This is a genomic window from Streptomyces sp. NPDC047061, from assembly GCF_040643955.1.
GTDB lineage: Bacteria > Actinomycetota > Actinomycetes > Streptomycetales > Streptomycetaceae > Streptomyces.
On sequence record NZ_JBEYVI010000026.1, the window covers coordinates 74,762 to 87,555 of the forward strand.

The 12,794-nt window shown below is 72.2% G+C and carries 11 protein-coding genes; 6 read left to right on the forward strand and 5 right to left on the reverse strand.

Annotated elements, in window-relative coordinates:
* Positions 1–327: 327 nt before the first annotated feature.
* Positions 328–1,686, forward strand: a complete 1,359-nt coding sequence (locus tag ABZ887_RS31380; RefSeq protein ID WP_361296514.1) for a helix-turn-helix domain-containing protein — start codon at positions 328–330, stop codon at positions 1,684–1,686.
* A 288-nt stretch (positions 1,687–1,974) separates the two neighbouring features.
* Here the strand turns inward: ABZ887_RS31380 and ABZ887_RS31385 are convergent, their stop codons facing one another.
* From ABZ887_RS31385 to ABZ887_RS31405, 5 genes are read right to left on the reverse strand one after another with little or no spacing between them, the layout of a single operon-like run.
* Entirely contained in the window at positions 1,975–3,459 is a 1,485-nt protein-coding gene (locus ABZ887_RS31385) for a hypothetical protein (RefSeq protein WP_361296517.1), read from the reverse strand.
* The gene (locus ABZ887_RS31390) at positions 3,456–5,453 is read right to left on the reverse strand and encodes an alpha-1,4-glucan--maltose-1-phosphate maltosyltransferase (RefSeq protein ID WP_361296520.1); all 1,998 of its coding nucleotides are present in this window, start codon (positions 5,451–5,453) and stop codon (positions 3,456–3,458) included. The genes ABZ887_RS31385 and ABZ887_RS31390 overlap by 4 nt, the downstream gene beginning before the upstream one ends.
* 31 nt (positions 5,454–5,484) lie before the next feature.
* The gene (locus tag ABZ887_RS31395) at positions 5,485–6,141 is read right to left on the reverse strand and encodes a DJ-1/PfpI family protein (RefSeq protein ID WP_361296523.1); all 657 of its coding nucleotides are present in this window, start codon (positions 6,139–6,141) and stop codon (positions 5,485–5,487) included.
* Between the two features lie 5 nt (positions 6,142–6,146).
* The gene (locus tag ABZ887_RS31400; protein WP_361296526.1) at positions 6,147–7,823 is read right to left on the reverse strand and encodes a thiamine pyrophosphate-binding protein; all 1,677 of its coding nucleotides are present in this window, start codon (positions 7,821–7,823) and stop codon (positions 6,147–6,149) included.
* Between the two features lie 43 nt (positions 7,824–7,866).
* The gene (locus tag ABZ887_RS31405; RefSeq protein ID WP_361296529.1) at positions 7,867–8,703 is read right to left on the reverse strand and encodes a type 1 glutamine amidotransferase domain-containing protein; all 837 of its coding nucleotides are present in this window, start codon (positions 8,701–8,703) and stop codon (positions 7,867–7,869) included.
* A gap of 331 nt (positions 8,704–9,034) precedes the next feature.
* Between ABZ887_RS31405 and ABZ887_RS31410 the strand changes: the two genes are divergently transcribed.
* Genes ABZ887_RS31410 through ABZ887_RS31430 form a run of 5 tightly spaced genes read left to right on the forward strand, consistent with a single transcriptional unit; the run spans position 9,035 to position 12,788 of the window.
* On the forward strand, positions 9,035–9,448 hold the full coding sequence (locus tag ABZ887_RS31410; protein WP_361296532.1) for a hypothetical protein: 414 nt from the start codon (positions 9,035–9,037) through the stop codon (positions 9,446–9,448).
* A 24-nt stretch (positions 9,449–9,472) separates the two neighbouring features.
* Positions 9,473–11,110: a GMC family oxidoreductase N-terminal domain-containing protein gene (locus ABZ887_RS31415; RefSeq protein WP_361296535.1), complete on the forward strand. Its 1,638-nt coding sequence runs from the start codon at positions 9,473–9,475 to the stop codon at positions 11,108–11,110.
* Positions 11,097–11,909, forward strand: coding sequence for an ester cyclase (locus ABZ887_RS31420; protein WP_361296538.1), 813 nt, complete (start codon positions 11,097–11,099; stop codon positions 11,907–11,909). Before ABZ887_RS31415 ends, ABZ887_RS31420 begins: the two co-directional genes overlap by 14 nt.
* Positions 11,910–11,949: 40 nt before the next feature.
* Positions 11,950–12,321, forward strand: coding sequence for a nuclear transport factor 2 family protein (locus ABZ887_RS31425; RefSeq protein WP_089102080.1), 372 nt, complete (start codon positions 11,950–11,952; stop codon positions 12,319–12,321).
* Between the two features lie 5 nt (positions 12,322–12,326).
* Entirely contained in the window at positions 12,327–12,788 is a 462-nt protein-coding gene (locus tag ABZ887_RS31430) for a VOC family protein (protein ID WP_361296543.1), read from the forward strand.
* Positions 12,789–12,794 lie beyond the last annotated feature (6 nt).

Sequence of the window (12,794 nt, forward strand, 5' to 3'; positions counted from 1 at the left end):
CCACTGACCAGGACGACGATTGCAAAGAGCGCGATTATTTTATTGCTCACGAAAATCCCCTCCCCTGAACAATAGAAGGCTGCGCCTTGACAATTAAAGTCAACATTGAATGACAGTTATAGTCAAGTAGTTTCTCGCAAAATCAATAACAATCAAACGGAATATCGCGCGCCGCATAAGCCTGCCGGTAAATCGATCAGAGAACCGTGCTGCAAAATGCGGTCGAGAGCCACTAAAAGATCACCGGAAGCCCATTGGGTAGATATCAACTTACTGGTAACATCGATCTGTCATCCCGACAGTCAAGTACTGCACCGAGGAGTTGGCATGGATCCACTCGGTACCGCGACGGCCGCAGGGCTGGGCGAGCGCATCAGGTTGTTGCGCGGCAAACGTGGACTCAAGCAGCAGGACCTCGCGTCCGGGGAGATTTCGGCGAGCTACATCTCCTTGATCGAGTCGGGCAAGCGCGGCGCCCCGTCGGACTCGGTGCTCGCCGCACTCGCCGAGCGCCTCGGGTGCTCCGTGGAGTACCTGCGCAGCGGACGCGACGACCACGAGCTGGAGGAGACCCGGCTGCGGCTGGCCTTCGGCGAGATGGCCCTGCGCAACGGCAGCAACGGCGAGGCCCTCCAGACCCTGAGCGACCTCCTGGCGAAGCCGTCCCTGCTGGACCCGTCGATGACCCGGCGCGCGCGCATCGCGCAGGCCTCCGCCCTGGAGAAGCTCGACCGGATCGAGGCCGCCATCACGATCCTCGAAGACCTCCAGCGCGACCCCGAACTGCCGCCCGGTTCCGCCGACTGGTGCACCGTGTCGGTCGCCCTGTGCCGCTGCTACCGCAACGCCGGCGACATCACGACGAGCATCGAGATCGGCGAGCGTGCCATGTCCCGCCTCGACGCCCTCGGCCTGGACGTCACCGTCGACCACGTCCAGCTCGGCGCCACGCTCATGGCGTCGTTCCACATGCGGGGCGACCTCACCCGCGCCCAGCTCCTCGGCGTCCGGCTCCTGGACGCCGCCGAGAAGCAGGGGGCACGGGCCGCGCGGGGTGCCGTCTTCTGGAACGCCGGGCTCGTGGCCCGCTCCCGCGGCCAGCTGAACGAGGCGCTGGCCCTGGTGGAGCGGGCGCTGGCCCTGATGTCCGAGGACGACAACATCCGCCATGTCGCCATGCTCAAGATGAACTGCGGCTCGCTGCTCCTCCAGGTCGACCAGCCCGAACCGGCGCGCGCCAAGCAACTCCTTGAGGAAGCCCAGCAGTTGCTGGCGGAGGTCGGCAACGCGCCCGAACTGGCCCAGTGCGAGATCGGCCTGGCCGACGCGGACGCGATGCTCGGCAACTGGGACGAGGCCGCGGCCCACGCGGAGCGGGCCCTCGGCCTTACCGGCCCGGAGTCCCGCATCCAGGCGGTCGGTGCGCGGGCCACGCTCGCCGAGATCCATCTGCTGCGCGGCGACCACGAGCAGGCGGCCCAGTGCCTGCAGGCCGCCACCCGGCAGCTGCGCCAGTTCCCGCCGTCCCACCAGACCGCGCTCAACTGGCGTTACGTGGGCGACCTGTGGCGCCGCCAGGGCAACAGCACGGCCGCCCTGCAGGCGTACGACCAGGCGCTGTCGTCGGCCGGCCTGGCCCCGAACCGCGACCCGAGCACGTCCTTCACCGAGCAGGGCCGCTCCTGACCCGCTCCGCCCTGTTCCCCGGACCACCCGAATTCCCCTCCCGGAACCGCCGTGAAATACCCCCACGACAAAGCGAATTGAAAGTCCGTCGAGCACTGATTTCCCTGTACCGGTTCCGGTCCTTTCCCCGCCGGATTCGACGCCGTTCGACGCCGGTTCGGACGCCGAGTCGGACATGGGGCCCACCGCCCCGGAATCCGGGTCAGCCGCCGACCCGACCCCGCCCGGACACCGGGTCCGTCGGCCGGGTGGGGGCGGTGCAGCGGGGCCGGGTCGGGCCGGTGGCCGTCAGTGGGGTGCGGTGGCCAGTCGGTGCACCGCGGCGAGCGGGACCGGCAGCCGTTCGGGGCGCAGCCGGGACTCGTACACGGCCTCGTAGACGGCCTTGTCCGCCTCGAAGGCCCGGAGCAGCACGGGGTGGCAGTCCGGGTCCTCGTGTCCGGCGGCCGCGTACCCGGCGACGAACGCCCGCCGGTTGCGCACCGCCCACGCGGACGCGCGCCGACGCCGCCGCAGCCGGGCCGCGGGCGAGCTCTCCGCCGGTTCGCCCGCCTCGACGGCAGTGAGCCCGGTGCGGGCCGCGTAGTCGAAGGAGCGCAGCATGCCGGCGACGTCCTTCAGCACCGGCTGCGGGCGGGCGCGTTCGGCGGCGGACCGGGCCGGCTCGCCCTCGAAGTCGACGATCCGCCAGCCGTCGTGGGCCCGCAGCGCCTGCCCCAGGTGCAGGTCGCCGTGGGTGCGCTGGACGTAGAGGGGGCAGCCGCGCCCGGCCACCCGGGCGCAGTCGTCGAAGAGGGCGCCGAGCCGTGCGGTGTACCGGGCGAGGGCCGGGACCTCCTCGGCGGCCTCCTTGGCGCGCATGGTCATCCGCGCCGCCTCCTCGGCCACGTCCGCCACGGTCAGCCGGGTCCGCCCGAACGCCTCGCCCAGCGCACCGTGCACGTCGGCGACGGCCCGGCCCAGACCGAACGCGTCCCCGGTGAAGCCCCGGGCCGAGCCGCGGCCGGTGCCGGCCACGGAGTCGGTCGCCTGCCGCAGCGCCTCCTCCCAGCCGTCCCGGGCGTCCGGCAGGAACTCCTCGACGAGGCCGAGCACCAGGCCCTCCGCGCCGGGGGCGTCGCTGTGCACGGCCCCGTAGAGGTGGGGTGTGCGGGCGCACTCCTGGCGGGTGAGCGCCCGCAGCGCCTCGACCTCGGTGTGCGGGGCCGGCTCCGGACGGCGGAAGATCTTCAGCAGGACCCGGTCGCCGTAGGCCACCGAGGTGTTGCTCTGCTCCACCTGGAGCGGCTTCGGCACCAGGCCGACCGGCAGCGGATAGCGGGAGCTGCGCTCCAGGCGCGGCCCCTGCGGTGCGCCGCCGCCGGCCAGGGTGCGCAGCAGCAGGGCGAGCAGGGCGCCGTCGGCCAGCGCGTCGTAGACCCGCCAGCCCTGCCAGGGGCCGCTCGGCACGGTCGCGATCGCGGCGGTCGCCAGCCGGTCCGGCAGCTCCGGGCGCAGGCCCAGCAGGAGCTGGACGCGCAGCGGGCCGGCCTCGCCGTCCGCGGAGACCACGGCGTGCAGCAGCAGCGGGGGTTCGTCGCCGACCACCGAGGCCGCCTCGGCGTTCAGCGGGGCTCCGGCGTAGCGCGCGTCGAACCAGCGCCGGCCCGTCAGCCAGGGCCCGAGCGCGGGCAGCAGCGGCCGCAGGATCTCCGACCTCGGGTCCGGCCTCCTGTCGGACCTCGTGCCCGTCCCGGTCTCCGTCTTCGTCTCCGTCCTCGTGTCCGTCGTCATGACGCCTCCTCGGTCGTCAGTACGTGCGCGACCTGGTGGGCCGGGTCGAGGCGCACATAGGTGGACTCGCCCCAGGCGTAGGCGGCTCCGGTGAGTTCGTCGCGGAGCTTGAGCGTGCCGTCGGCGGGCAGGCCGAGGGCCGCCAGGTCGCAGGTCACGGTCGCCTCCTGGGCCCGGTGCGGATCCAGGTTGACGACGACCAGCACCACGTCGGTGCCGCCCTGGGGCAGGTCCACGTGTTTGGAGTAGGCGAGGACCTGGTCGTTGTCGGTGTGCTGGAGCCGCAGGTTGCGCAGTTCCTGGAGGGCCGGACGGGTCCGGCGGATCCGGTTGAGCCGGGTGATCAGCGGGGCGATGGTCCGCCCCTCGGCCTCGGCACGCGCCCAGTCCCGGGGCCGCAGCTGGTACTTCTCCGAGGCGAGGTAGTCCTCGGTGCCCTCGGCGAGCGGGGTGTTCTCGCAGAGTTCGAACCCGGCGTACACCCCCCAGCTGGGCGCGGCGGTCGCCGCCAGCACGGCCCGGACCTCGAAGGCGGCCCGGCCGCCGTGCTGGAGGTAGGCGTGCAGGATGTCCGGGGTGTTCACGAACAGGTTGGGCCGCAGGAAGTCGGCGCTGTCCCGGGTGAGTTCGGGCAGGTACTCGGTCAGCTCCTGCTTGCTGTTCTTCCAGGTGAAGTAGGTGTACGACTGCTGGAAGCCGGCCTGGGCCAGGGCATGCACCATGGCCCGCCGGGTGAACGCCTCGGCCAGGAACACCACGTCCGGGTCCGTGGTGTTGACCTCGGCGATCAGCCGCTCCCAGAAGTGCACCGGCTTGGTGTGCGGGTTGTCGACCCGGAAGATCCGGACGCCCTGCGCCATCCAGTGCCGCAGGACGCGCAGCGCCTCCGCGTACAGGCCCTCGAAGTCGGTGTCGAAGTCGAGGGGGTGGATGTCCTCGTAGGTCTTCGGCGGGTTCTCGGCGTAGGCGACCGAGCCGTCCACCCGGTGGTGGAACCACTCGGGGTGCCCGGTCACCCAGGGGTGGTCCGGGGAGCACTGCAGGGCGAAGTCGATGGCCACCTCCAGGCCGAGGCCGCGGGCGGTGGCGACGAAGTACCGGAAGTCGTCCAGGGTGCCGAGATCGGGGTGGAGGGTGTCGTGGCCGCCCTGCCAGGAGCCGATGGCCCAGGGCGAGCCGACGTCGTCCGGGCCGGCGACGAGAACGTTGTCGGGGCCCTTGCGGTGGGTGGCGCCGATGGGGTGGACGGGCGGCAGGTACACCACGTCGAAGCCCATCGTGGCCACGGCGGGCAGCCGCCCGGCGGCGGTCCGCAGGGTGCCGCTCACCGGCGGCGTGCCCGACTCCACCACGGCGCCCTCCGAGCGCGGGAACAGTTCGTACCAGGAGCCGACCAGGGCCCGCCGCCGCTCCACGCGCAGCGCCGACGGCCGGGAGGCGGTGACCAGTTCGCGCAGTGCGTAGCGGCCCAGGGCGGCCGTCACCCGGGGGTTCGTGACGGCCGCCAGCCGGGCCGAGGCCGGGCCGAGGGTGTCGCGGAGCGCGGCGATCGCGGCCCGGACCTCCTCGCGCCGGTACCGGTCGGTGATGTCGTTCTCGCCGTGTGCGGCCCGTTCGTGCAGCAGCACGCCCTCGCGCAGGGTGAGTTCGGTGTCGACGCCGGCCGCGGTCTTCAGCTCGGCGTCCCGGCGCCAGGTGGCCAGGGGGTCGGCCCAGGCCTCGACCCGGAAGGTCCACAGGCCCTCGGTGCCGGGCACCACGGTGGCGCTCCAGCGGTCGGCGTCGGGGTCGACGAGGGTCATCGGCACCCGCTGGGCGGGGGCTCCCTCGGGGCCGCGCAGGACCACGTCCGCGGCGATCACGCCGTGGCCCTCGCGGAAGACGGTCGCCGTGATCTCGACGTGCTCGCCGGTCACGGCCTTGGCGGGCAGTTCCCCGTCCCGCACCCGGGGGCGGACGTCGAGGACGGGGATGCGCCCGGTCACCGGTGTCATGTGATCGCTCCTCTCCCCGCTCGCCGTCCCGTCAGCCCTGCCCGGCCGGGACGGCCTGGGCGGGCTGGACGGCCTCGGCGGGCTGGGCTGCCTGGGCGGCCGGAGCGGGCTCGGCGGGCCGGCGGTCGGCGAGCAGGTCGATGATGGTGCGGGCGAAGACGTGGCAGTGGTTGCCGGTGCGGCCGGTGACCAGGTCGTCGTGGATCACGACGTCCTCGTCGACGTACTCGCCCCCCATGTTCCGCAGGTCGCCCAGCAGGTTGTTGTGGACGACCGCGCGCCGGCCGCGCATCAGGTTCGGGATCGGCGCGGCGAGCCACATGCCGTGGCAGATGATGCCCTTGACGATCGCCGGGTCGGCGAACGCGCGGCGCAGGAACTGCGAGGCGGGCGGCAGCTGTTCGGGGTCGTCGGTGTAGCGCAGGCGGTCGGAGACCATCCCGGAGGGGACGATCACCGCCGAGTACTCCTTGAGCGCGAACTCGTCGAGGTCCTCGAAGGACTCGGTGACCTCGAAGGGCATGCGGTGCTCGTGCCCCTGGAAGGTCATGGCCTCGTTGCCCCAGAGCCGGGTCAGGAAGTGGACCTCCGCGCCCTCCTCGGGGAAGCGGTAGCGGTAGTAGAGGATCTCGGGCTCGTAGAAGTCGCTCTCCATCAGGACGGCGATCTTGTGTCCGTTCAGTCGCACGGCGGTCACCCCTTTCCCTTGGCCGTCACCAGGTCGACGAGGAACGGCCCGTGGTGAGCGAGGGCCTGTGCCACCGCGCCCTCGGCCTGCCCGGGCTTCTCCACCCGCACGGCGGCCACCCCGAGCGAGCGGGCGAGGCCGGTGAAGTCGATGGGCGGGTGGGAGAGGTCGAACATGCCGGGCTGTGCGTGGGCCGGTATGCCGGTCTCCCGCCAGTACTCCTCGATGTTGTCCTCCAGCAGCCGGTAGCTGCCGTTGTTGCAGATCACGAACTTGGTGGGCAGGCCGTAACGGGCGGCCGTCCACAGGGCCTGGAAGGTGTACATGGAGCCGCCGTCGCCGGTGAAGCCGACCACGGTGCGGTCGGGGTGGGCGAGCTGGGCGCCGAGCGCGCCGGGCAGCCCGACGCCGAGGGAGCCGCCCCGGGTCTGCATCCACTGGCCGGGCACGGTGGGCGGCAGGTGCCGGAAGAGCGTCGGGGACGCGGTCAGCGCCTCGTCGAACAGCAGGGCTTCGGGCGGAAGTTGGCGGGCGAGCTCACGGGCGAAGGCGGCGGTGGGCACGGACTGCGCCTCGCCGTCGGCCAGGTCCCGTTCCCGGGCACCGGCCAGGGCGTCGGCCCGCTCGGCGGCCCGCACCCGCAGCCGTTCGGCCGCTTCCGTCCGCCGCGCCTCCCCCATCTCCCCGTGCAGCGCGTCGGCGAGCAGCCCGAGGGTGGCCTTCGGGTCGGCCACGATGCCGAGGTCGACCGGGAAGTTCTTGGCGATGGCGTCGGTGTCCAGGTCCACGTGGACCACCGGGGTGCCCTCGGCGAAGACGTCGTACAGGGCCGGGAACACCTCGGGCAGCGCGTAGGTGCCGACGATCAGGACGCCGTCGGCGGCGCCGGTGACCCGCCGGCTCTGCTCGCCGAACATGTGCCCCAACTGGCCTGCGTAGGAAGGGTGTTGGGTGGAGAGGTTGACCTCGGCCCAGTCGGCGCCGTACACGTCGGCGCCCCACACCTCCGCCAGCCGCGCCAGTTCGGCCTGGGCAGCGGCGAAGTGCACGCCGTCGCCGGCCACGATCAGCGGGCGGCGGGCCCCGGCGAGCAGCGCGGCGGCCCGGGCGACGGTGTCCGGGGCGGGCAGGCTGCGGGTGTCCGGGTAGCTGACCGGAACGACCGCCTCCCGGGTGCCGGCGTCCATCACGTCGGCCGGCAGCACCACCAGGACCGGCCCGTAGGGCGGGGTTCCGGCCACCTTGAAGGCGCGGCGCAGCACCCGCAGCGTGGAGTCGGGGTCGAGCACCCGGGTCGCCCACTTGGTGACGGGTTCCGCCATGCCGACCAGGTCGGCCGCCATCTGGGCGTCCAGTCCGGCGTACCGCAGCCCGGCCTCGCCGACCAGGGTGACGATCGGGGCGTGGCCGCGCATGGCCTGGTAGAGCATGCCGATGCCGTTGCCGAGGCCGACCCCGGAGTGCAGTTGCAGGACCGCCGGGGTGCGGGTGGCGCGGGCGTGGCCGTCCGCCATGCCGACGGCCGTGGCCTCCTGCAGGGCCAGGATGTACTGGATCGAGGGGAAGGAGCGCAGTTCGTCGAGGAACCCCTGCTCGACCGTGCCGGGGTTGCCGAACATGTACCGGACGCCTTCGGCCTCCAGTTGCTCCAGGAGCGCGACGCGCGCGGGCCTGCTGTCCATGCTGGTCACCTCTCGGACCTTTCGCGGGACGGGGGTCAGGACGTCAGGAGGTCCTGAACCCCCACTGGCGCAGGCCCTGTTCGAGGACCTCGACGGTCTTCTGGCCGGTCAGGTAGGAGTCGGGGGTCGAACGGCCCGTGATGAACGGGTAGTCGACGATGACCGAGGTCTCCTTGCCGAAGTTGCCGTGGTAGGCGCCGCCGGGCGCGGTGGCGTCGCGCAGGATGTACTCGAGCGGGTACGGCGGCGGGCCCATCACGAAGTCGGTGCCGAGGAATCCGGTGCCGTCCTTGTAGTCGTACTCGATGCAGTGCCCGGTGACGTGCTTGCCGCGGATGATGGAGGTACGGGTCTCCTGGTCGCGGGCGAAGGCCAGGCAGGCGACGCCGTAGCACTCGGCGGCGATCGGCCGGTCCAGCTCGCGGAAGGCGAGGATCAGGTCGTGCACCCGCCAGTTGTTGGCGAGGTCGACGATGGGTCCGCTGCCGCCGACGATCAGCAGCGCGTCGTAGCGGTCGGCGATCTGCCGGCGGATCTGCTCCAGGCGGCTGTGGTAGGCCTCCCAGTCGCGCAGGAAGTACGGCCGGGAGCGGTAGGGCCGGTCGGGCAGCCAGGACGCGAGGTCGAGGGGGTTGTCGAGCCGGTCCGACTCCTCGACGGCCCGTACCTTCGCCGCCATCTCGGGCGTGGTGACGGACCGGCCGAGCGGCGGGTCGACGTACTCGGGGTCCATGCTCGGCGGCAGCGCGTTGGGCCGCTTGCCGGTGGGGGTGGCGAAGGTGACGTGGTAGCCGGCCTGGTCGAAGGTCTCCAGGGGGCCGATCAACTCCTCGCCCCAGTAGCCGTGTTCGGACAGGACGACGAGGATGCGCCTGCTCATGGGATTCCTCCCGGATCGGCGGGACGGTGCCAAGTGGCGGATTCCTGTCTACGGCGGGGCACTTCGTCCGGACCATCGCCGTCGCCCGTGCTCACGGCACATGCCCAAGTGGCCGAATGCACTACGGCATGTTGTGGCCAACGCCTGCGGGGGCGTCGCTACCGGGCAGTACGGCCGTCACGGGCGGCGAGTTGCCCGAGCCGGAGCTGCGACTTCGCACAGTCCGAACGGAGTTCCGGCGCGCGGCCCGCGGGGCGTCCCGGCTGTGGGGTCATCGGACGCGTACCGCTCCCGGTTCCCGGGGGCGGGACCCCGATGAGCGGAGACATCCATGTCCACCGAACAGACCGGCTCCGACCGGGAGATCGAGGAGTTCGTGCAGCGCTGGTTCGGCCTGCTCAACGTGCACGCCCCGGTCGCGGAGCTGCTGCCCTTCGTCGCCGACGAGGGCCTGGAGATGGCCTTCCCGGAGCGCACCCTGCACAGCCACGCGGACTTCCTCGACTGGTACGCGGCCGTCGGTGAGGCCTACAGCGAGCAGGACCACACCCTGGAGAAGCTCGTCCACCAGGAGACCGGAGCCCGGATCGGCATCGACCTGACCGTCGTGTGGACGGCGAAGTCGACCGCCGACGGCTCCGTGTCCTCGTTCCGGATCAACCAGCAGTGGCAGCTCGAACGCCCCGCGCCCGGCACCGCCCCGGTGATCGTCGACTACCAGGTCGGCGAACCGGCCGCCCTCTGACCCCGTCACCGTTTGGAGGCTGACATGCCGTCGAATCCGACTCCCCCGGTGCCCCAGGGCGCCGACTACGTGGTGGTCGGCGCGGGTTCCGCCGGCTGCGCCGTCGCCGCCCGGCTCAGCGCGGACCCGTCCGTGACCGTGATCCTGCTGGAGGCCGGCGGCCCGGACGAACGCCCGGAGATCCACCACGCCGACGCCGCCTCGGTCCTCTCCCTGCTGACCGCCGACTGGCGCGGCGAGATCGACTGGGGCTACGAGACCGAGCCCGAGGCCGGCATGGACGGCCGCCGCATCCCGGTGGCCCGCGGCAAGGTCCTCGGCGGGTGCAGTTCCGTCAACGCCCTGATGTGGGTGCGCGGCAGCCGCCACGACTACGACCGCTGGGTCGCCGAGGGCGCGAGCGGCTGGTCGTACGACGAGGTCCTGCCGTTCTTCCGGGCCGCCGAGAGCTACTCGGGCGGCGGCTCCGAGCTGCGCGGGGCCGACGGCCCGGTCCGGGTACGGCAGTTGGACCGCCCGTCGCCGCTGGCGTCCGCCTTCGTGGCGGCGGCCGGTGAACTCGGCCGGGACGCCGCGAGCGACGGCGACTACAACGGCGCCCGGCAGGACGGCTTCGGCTTCCTGTACCAGACCAACCGCGACGACGCGGGCGGCCGGTGCAGCGCCGCCGACGCCTACCTGCGCCCGGCCCTGGACCGGCCCAACCTGACCGTGCTGACCGGCGCCCGCACCACCCGCCTGCTGCTCGACGGCAACCGCGTCACCGGCGTCGAGTACGTCCGCGACGGCGCCCCGGCCCGGCTCCGCGCCGACCGCGAAGTCATCGTCTCCGCAGGCGCGTTCGAGTCGCCGAAGCTCCTGATGCTGTCCGGCATCGGACCGGCCGACCACCTCAGGGTGCACGGCATCCACTGCGTGCGCGACCTGCCGGGTGTGGGCGCCGGGCTCCAGGACCACCTCTTCACCCCGGTCTGCTACCAGTCCCTCCAGGAGCACCCGCCCGGCGCGCTGCTCTCCGAGGCCGGGCTGTTCACCCACACCCCGGCCGCCGACCCGGACGGGCCGCCCGACCTGCAGTTCACCTTCGGCCCGGTCAAGTTCCTGCCCGCGGGTGCACCCGCCGACCAGTGGGAGGGCCCCGGCCTGACCTTCGCCCCGATCGCCGTGCTCCCGCACAGCCGGGGCCGGGTCCGGCTGCGCGACGCCGACCCCGGGTCCAACGCGGTGATCAGCGCCGGCTACCTCACCTCGGCGGCCGACCTGGACGTCCTGGTGTACGGGGTCGAGCTGGCCCGCGAACTGGCCGCCACCCGGGCCTTCGACGCCTTCCGCGGCGACGAACTCGGCCCCGGCAAGGACGTCACGACCCCGGCCGAGCTGCGCGCCTACGTCGCCGCCAACGCCACCACCCTGTGGCACCCGGCCGGCACCTGCCGGATGGGCACAGGACCGGACGCCGTCACCGACCCCGAGCTGCGCGTCCACGGCATCGACGGCCTCAGGGTCGCCGACGCCTCCGTGATGCCGTCCATCGTGGCCGGCAACACCCACGCACCCAGCGTCATGATCGGCGAGCGCGCGGCGGCGTTCGCCCTCGGCAGCTCCCGGCCGCTGTCCTCCGCCGCCCGACCGATCGAGGGGATGCACCATGTCCACCCGTGACCAGCAGGAGATCCAGAAGCTCTACTCCCGCTTCCTCGACGCGCTGAACGCCGGCGACCTCCAGGGGGTCCGCGCCGTCCTCAGCCCGGACTTCACCGACCACCACCCCGGCTTCGACATCACCGGCATCGACACCTACCTGGACGCGGTGCGCGGCGCGCACGAGGGACTCGACATCAAGGGCGAGCTGGAGGAAGGCGTGCCGCTCGACGACGGCCGGCTCGTCACCCGGGTGAAGCTCACCGGCACCCACCTCGGCGACGTGCTGGGCTTCCCGGCCACCGGCCGCAAGGTCGAGTGGTCCACCACCGAGATCTGGCGGGCCGAGAACGGCCTGTTCGCCGAGCGCTGGGCCCAGGACGACCTGCTCGGCCTGCGCACCCAGCTGTCCTCCGACGACCTCAACTACACCGTGGTCCGCCAGGTCAGCGACGCGGTCAACGAGCGCCGCTACGACGACCTGGACGAGATGTTCGGGCCGACGTTCAGGGACAACAACCCCGCCTGGAGCGTCGAGAGCCTCGACGAGCTCAAGGGGATCATCAAGGCCGCGCACGACGCGCTGGACTTCACCGTGCACCTGGACGCCCTGTACCCGGCCGCCCCGGACAAGGTGATCATGCACATCACCTTCCACGGCCGGCACATCGCGCCGTTCTTCGGCAAGGAGCCGACCGGCAAGGAGGTCTCCTGGACCAGCCTGGAGGTCTACCGCCTGGAGGACGGCAAGGTCGTCGAGCGCTGGGTCCAGGCCGACACCACGGGCCTGATGCGCCAGCTCGGCGTGGACCTCCCCTGATCCCCACCACAGACCCGCAGCAGCAGGAAAGGACGGCCGCATGAGCACCCGAGAAGTGGTCGACACGTACTACCGGCTGGCCAACGAGGGCGACTGGGACGCCTGGTGCGACCTGTTCGCGATCGACCAGACCATGGACGAGCAGCTGGCCGGGCACGTCGAGGGACGCGAGACGCTCCGCGAGATGATGAAGGGCTTCCCGCAGATGTACGCCTCCTTCGCCAACGTCCCGCGCCTGGTGGTCGTGGACGGCGAGCAGGCCGCGGTGGTCTCCGACATCACCGCCCGCACCCCGGACGGCATCGCGGTCGAGGCCGCGGTGTGCAACTACTTCCGGGTCCGGGGCGGGCTGATCACCTACATGACGAACGTCCACGACACCGTGCCGTTCGCCCCGGTCACCGGGAAGTGACGGCGATGACGACCGCCGCCCCGAACGCCGCCCCGAACGGCCTGCGCTGGGCGCACGTGGGCCTCAACTGCCGTGACCAGAAGGCCACCGAGGACTTCTACACCCGGCACTTCGGCTTCCGCCGCGCCCGCGTGGTGGAGGCCGACGGCACCCGCGTCGTCTTCCTGCGCAACGGCCCGGCCTGCCTGGAGCTGTTCGCGACCGACGCGGACCCGCTCGTGACGGCCGAGAAGGACGGCCCGGCCGCCCCCGGCACGGCCCGCCACCTCGCCTTCCAGGTCGACGACGTGGACGCGTTCCTCGCCGCCGCCGGGGGCGAGCTGGAGCCGACGCTCGGACCGCTGACGTTCGACGAGTTCATCCCCGGCTGGAAGACGGTCTGGGTCGCCGACCCGGACGGCGTCGTGGTGGAGGTCAGCCAGGGATACACCGACCAGTCCACCGAAGAACTGGCAACGTACGCCTGACAGGAG

What these genes read in the sequence shown, in the direction of transcription:
- ABZ887_RS31425 (WP_089102080.1), top strand. Translation starts at nt 11,950, where the DNA reads ATGAGCACCCGAGAAGTGGTCGACACGTACTACCGGCTGGCCAACGAG.
- ABZ887_RS31415 (WP_361296535.1), top strand. Translation starts at nt 9,473, where the DNA reads ATGCCGTCGAATCCGACTCCCCCGGTGCCCCAGGGCGCCGACTACGTG.
- ABZ887_RS31430 (WP_361296543.1), top strand. Translation starts at nt 12,327, where the DNA reads ATGACGACCGCCGCCCCGAACGCCGCCCCGAACGGCCTGCGCTGGGCG.
- ABZ887_RS31410 (WP_361296532.1), top strand. Translation starts at nt 9,035, where the DNA reads ATGTCCACCGAACAGACCGGCTCCGACCGGGAGATCGAGGAGTTCGTG.
- ABZ887_RS31385 (WP_361296517.1), bottom strand. Translation starts at nt 3,459, where the DNA reads ATGACGACGGACACGAGGACGGAGACGAAGACGGAGACCGGGACGGGC.
- ABZ887_RS31405 (WP_361296529.1), bottom strand. Translation starts at nt 8,703, where the DNA reads ATGAGCAGGCGCATCCTCGTCGTCCTGTCCGAACACGGCTACTGGGGC.
- ABZ887_RS31420 (WP_361296538.1), top strand. Translation starts at nt 11,097, where the DNA reads ATGTCCACCCGTGACCAGCAGGAGATCCAGAAGCTCTACTCCCGCTTC.
- ABZ887_RS31380 (WP_361296514.1), top strand. Translation starts at nt 328, where the DNA reads ATGGATCCACTCGGTACCGCGACGGCCGCAGGGCTGGGCGAGCGCATC.
- ABZ887_RS31400 (WP_361296526.1), bottom strand. Translation starts at nt 7,823, where the DNA reads ATGGACAGCAGGCCCGCGCGCGTCGCGCTCCTGGAGCAACTGGAGGCC.
- ABZ887_RS31390 (WP_361296520.1), bottom strand. Translation starts at nt 5,453, where the DNA reads ATGACACCGGTGACCGGGCGCATCCCCGTCCTCGACGTCCGCCCCCGG.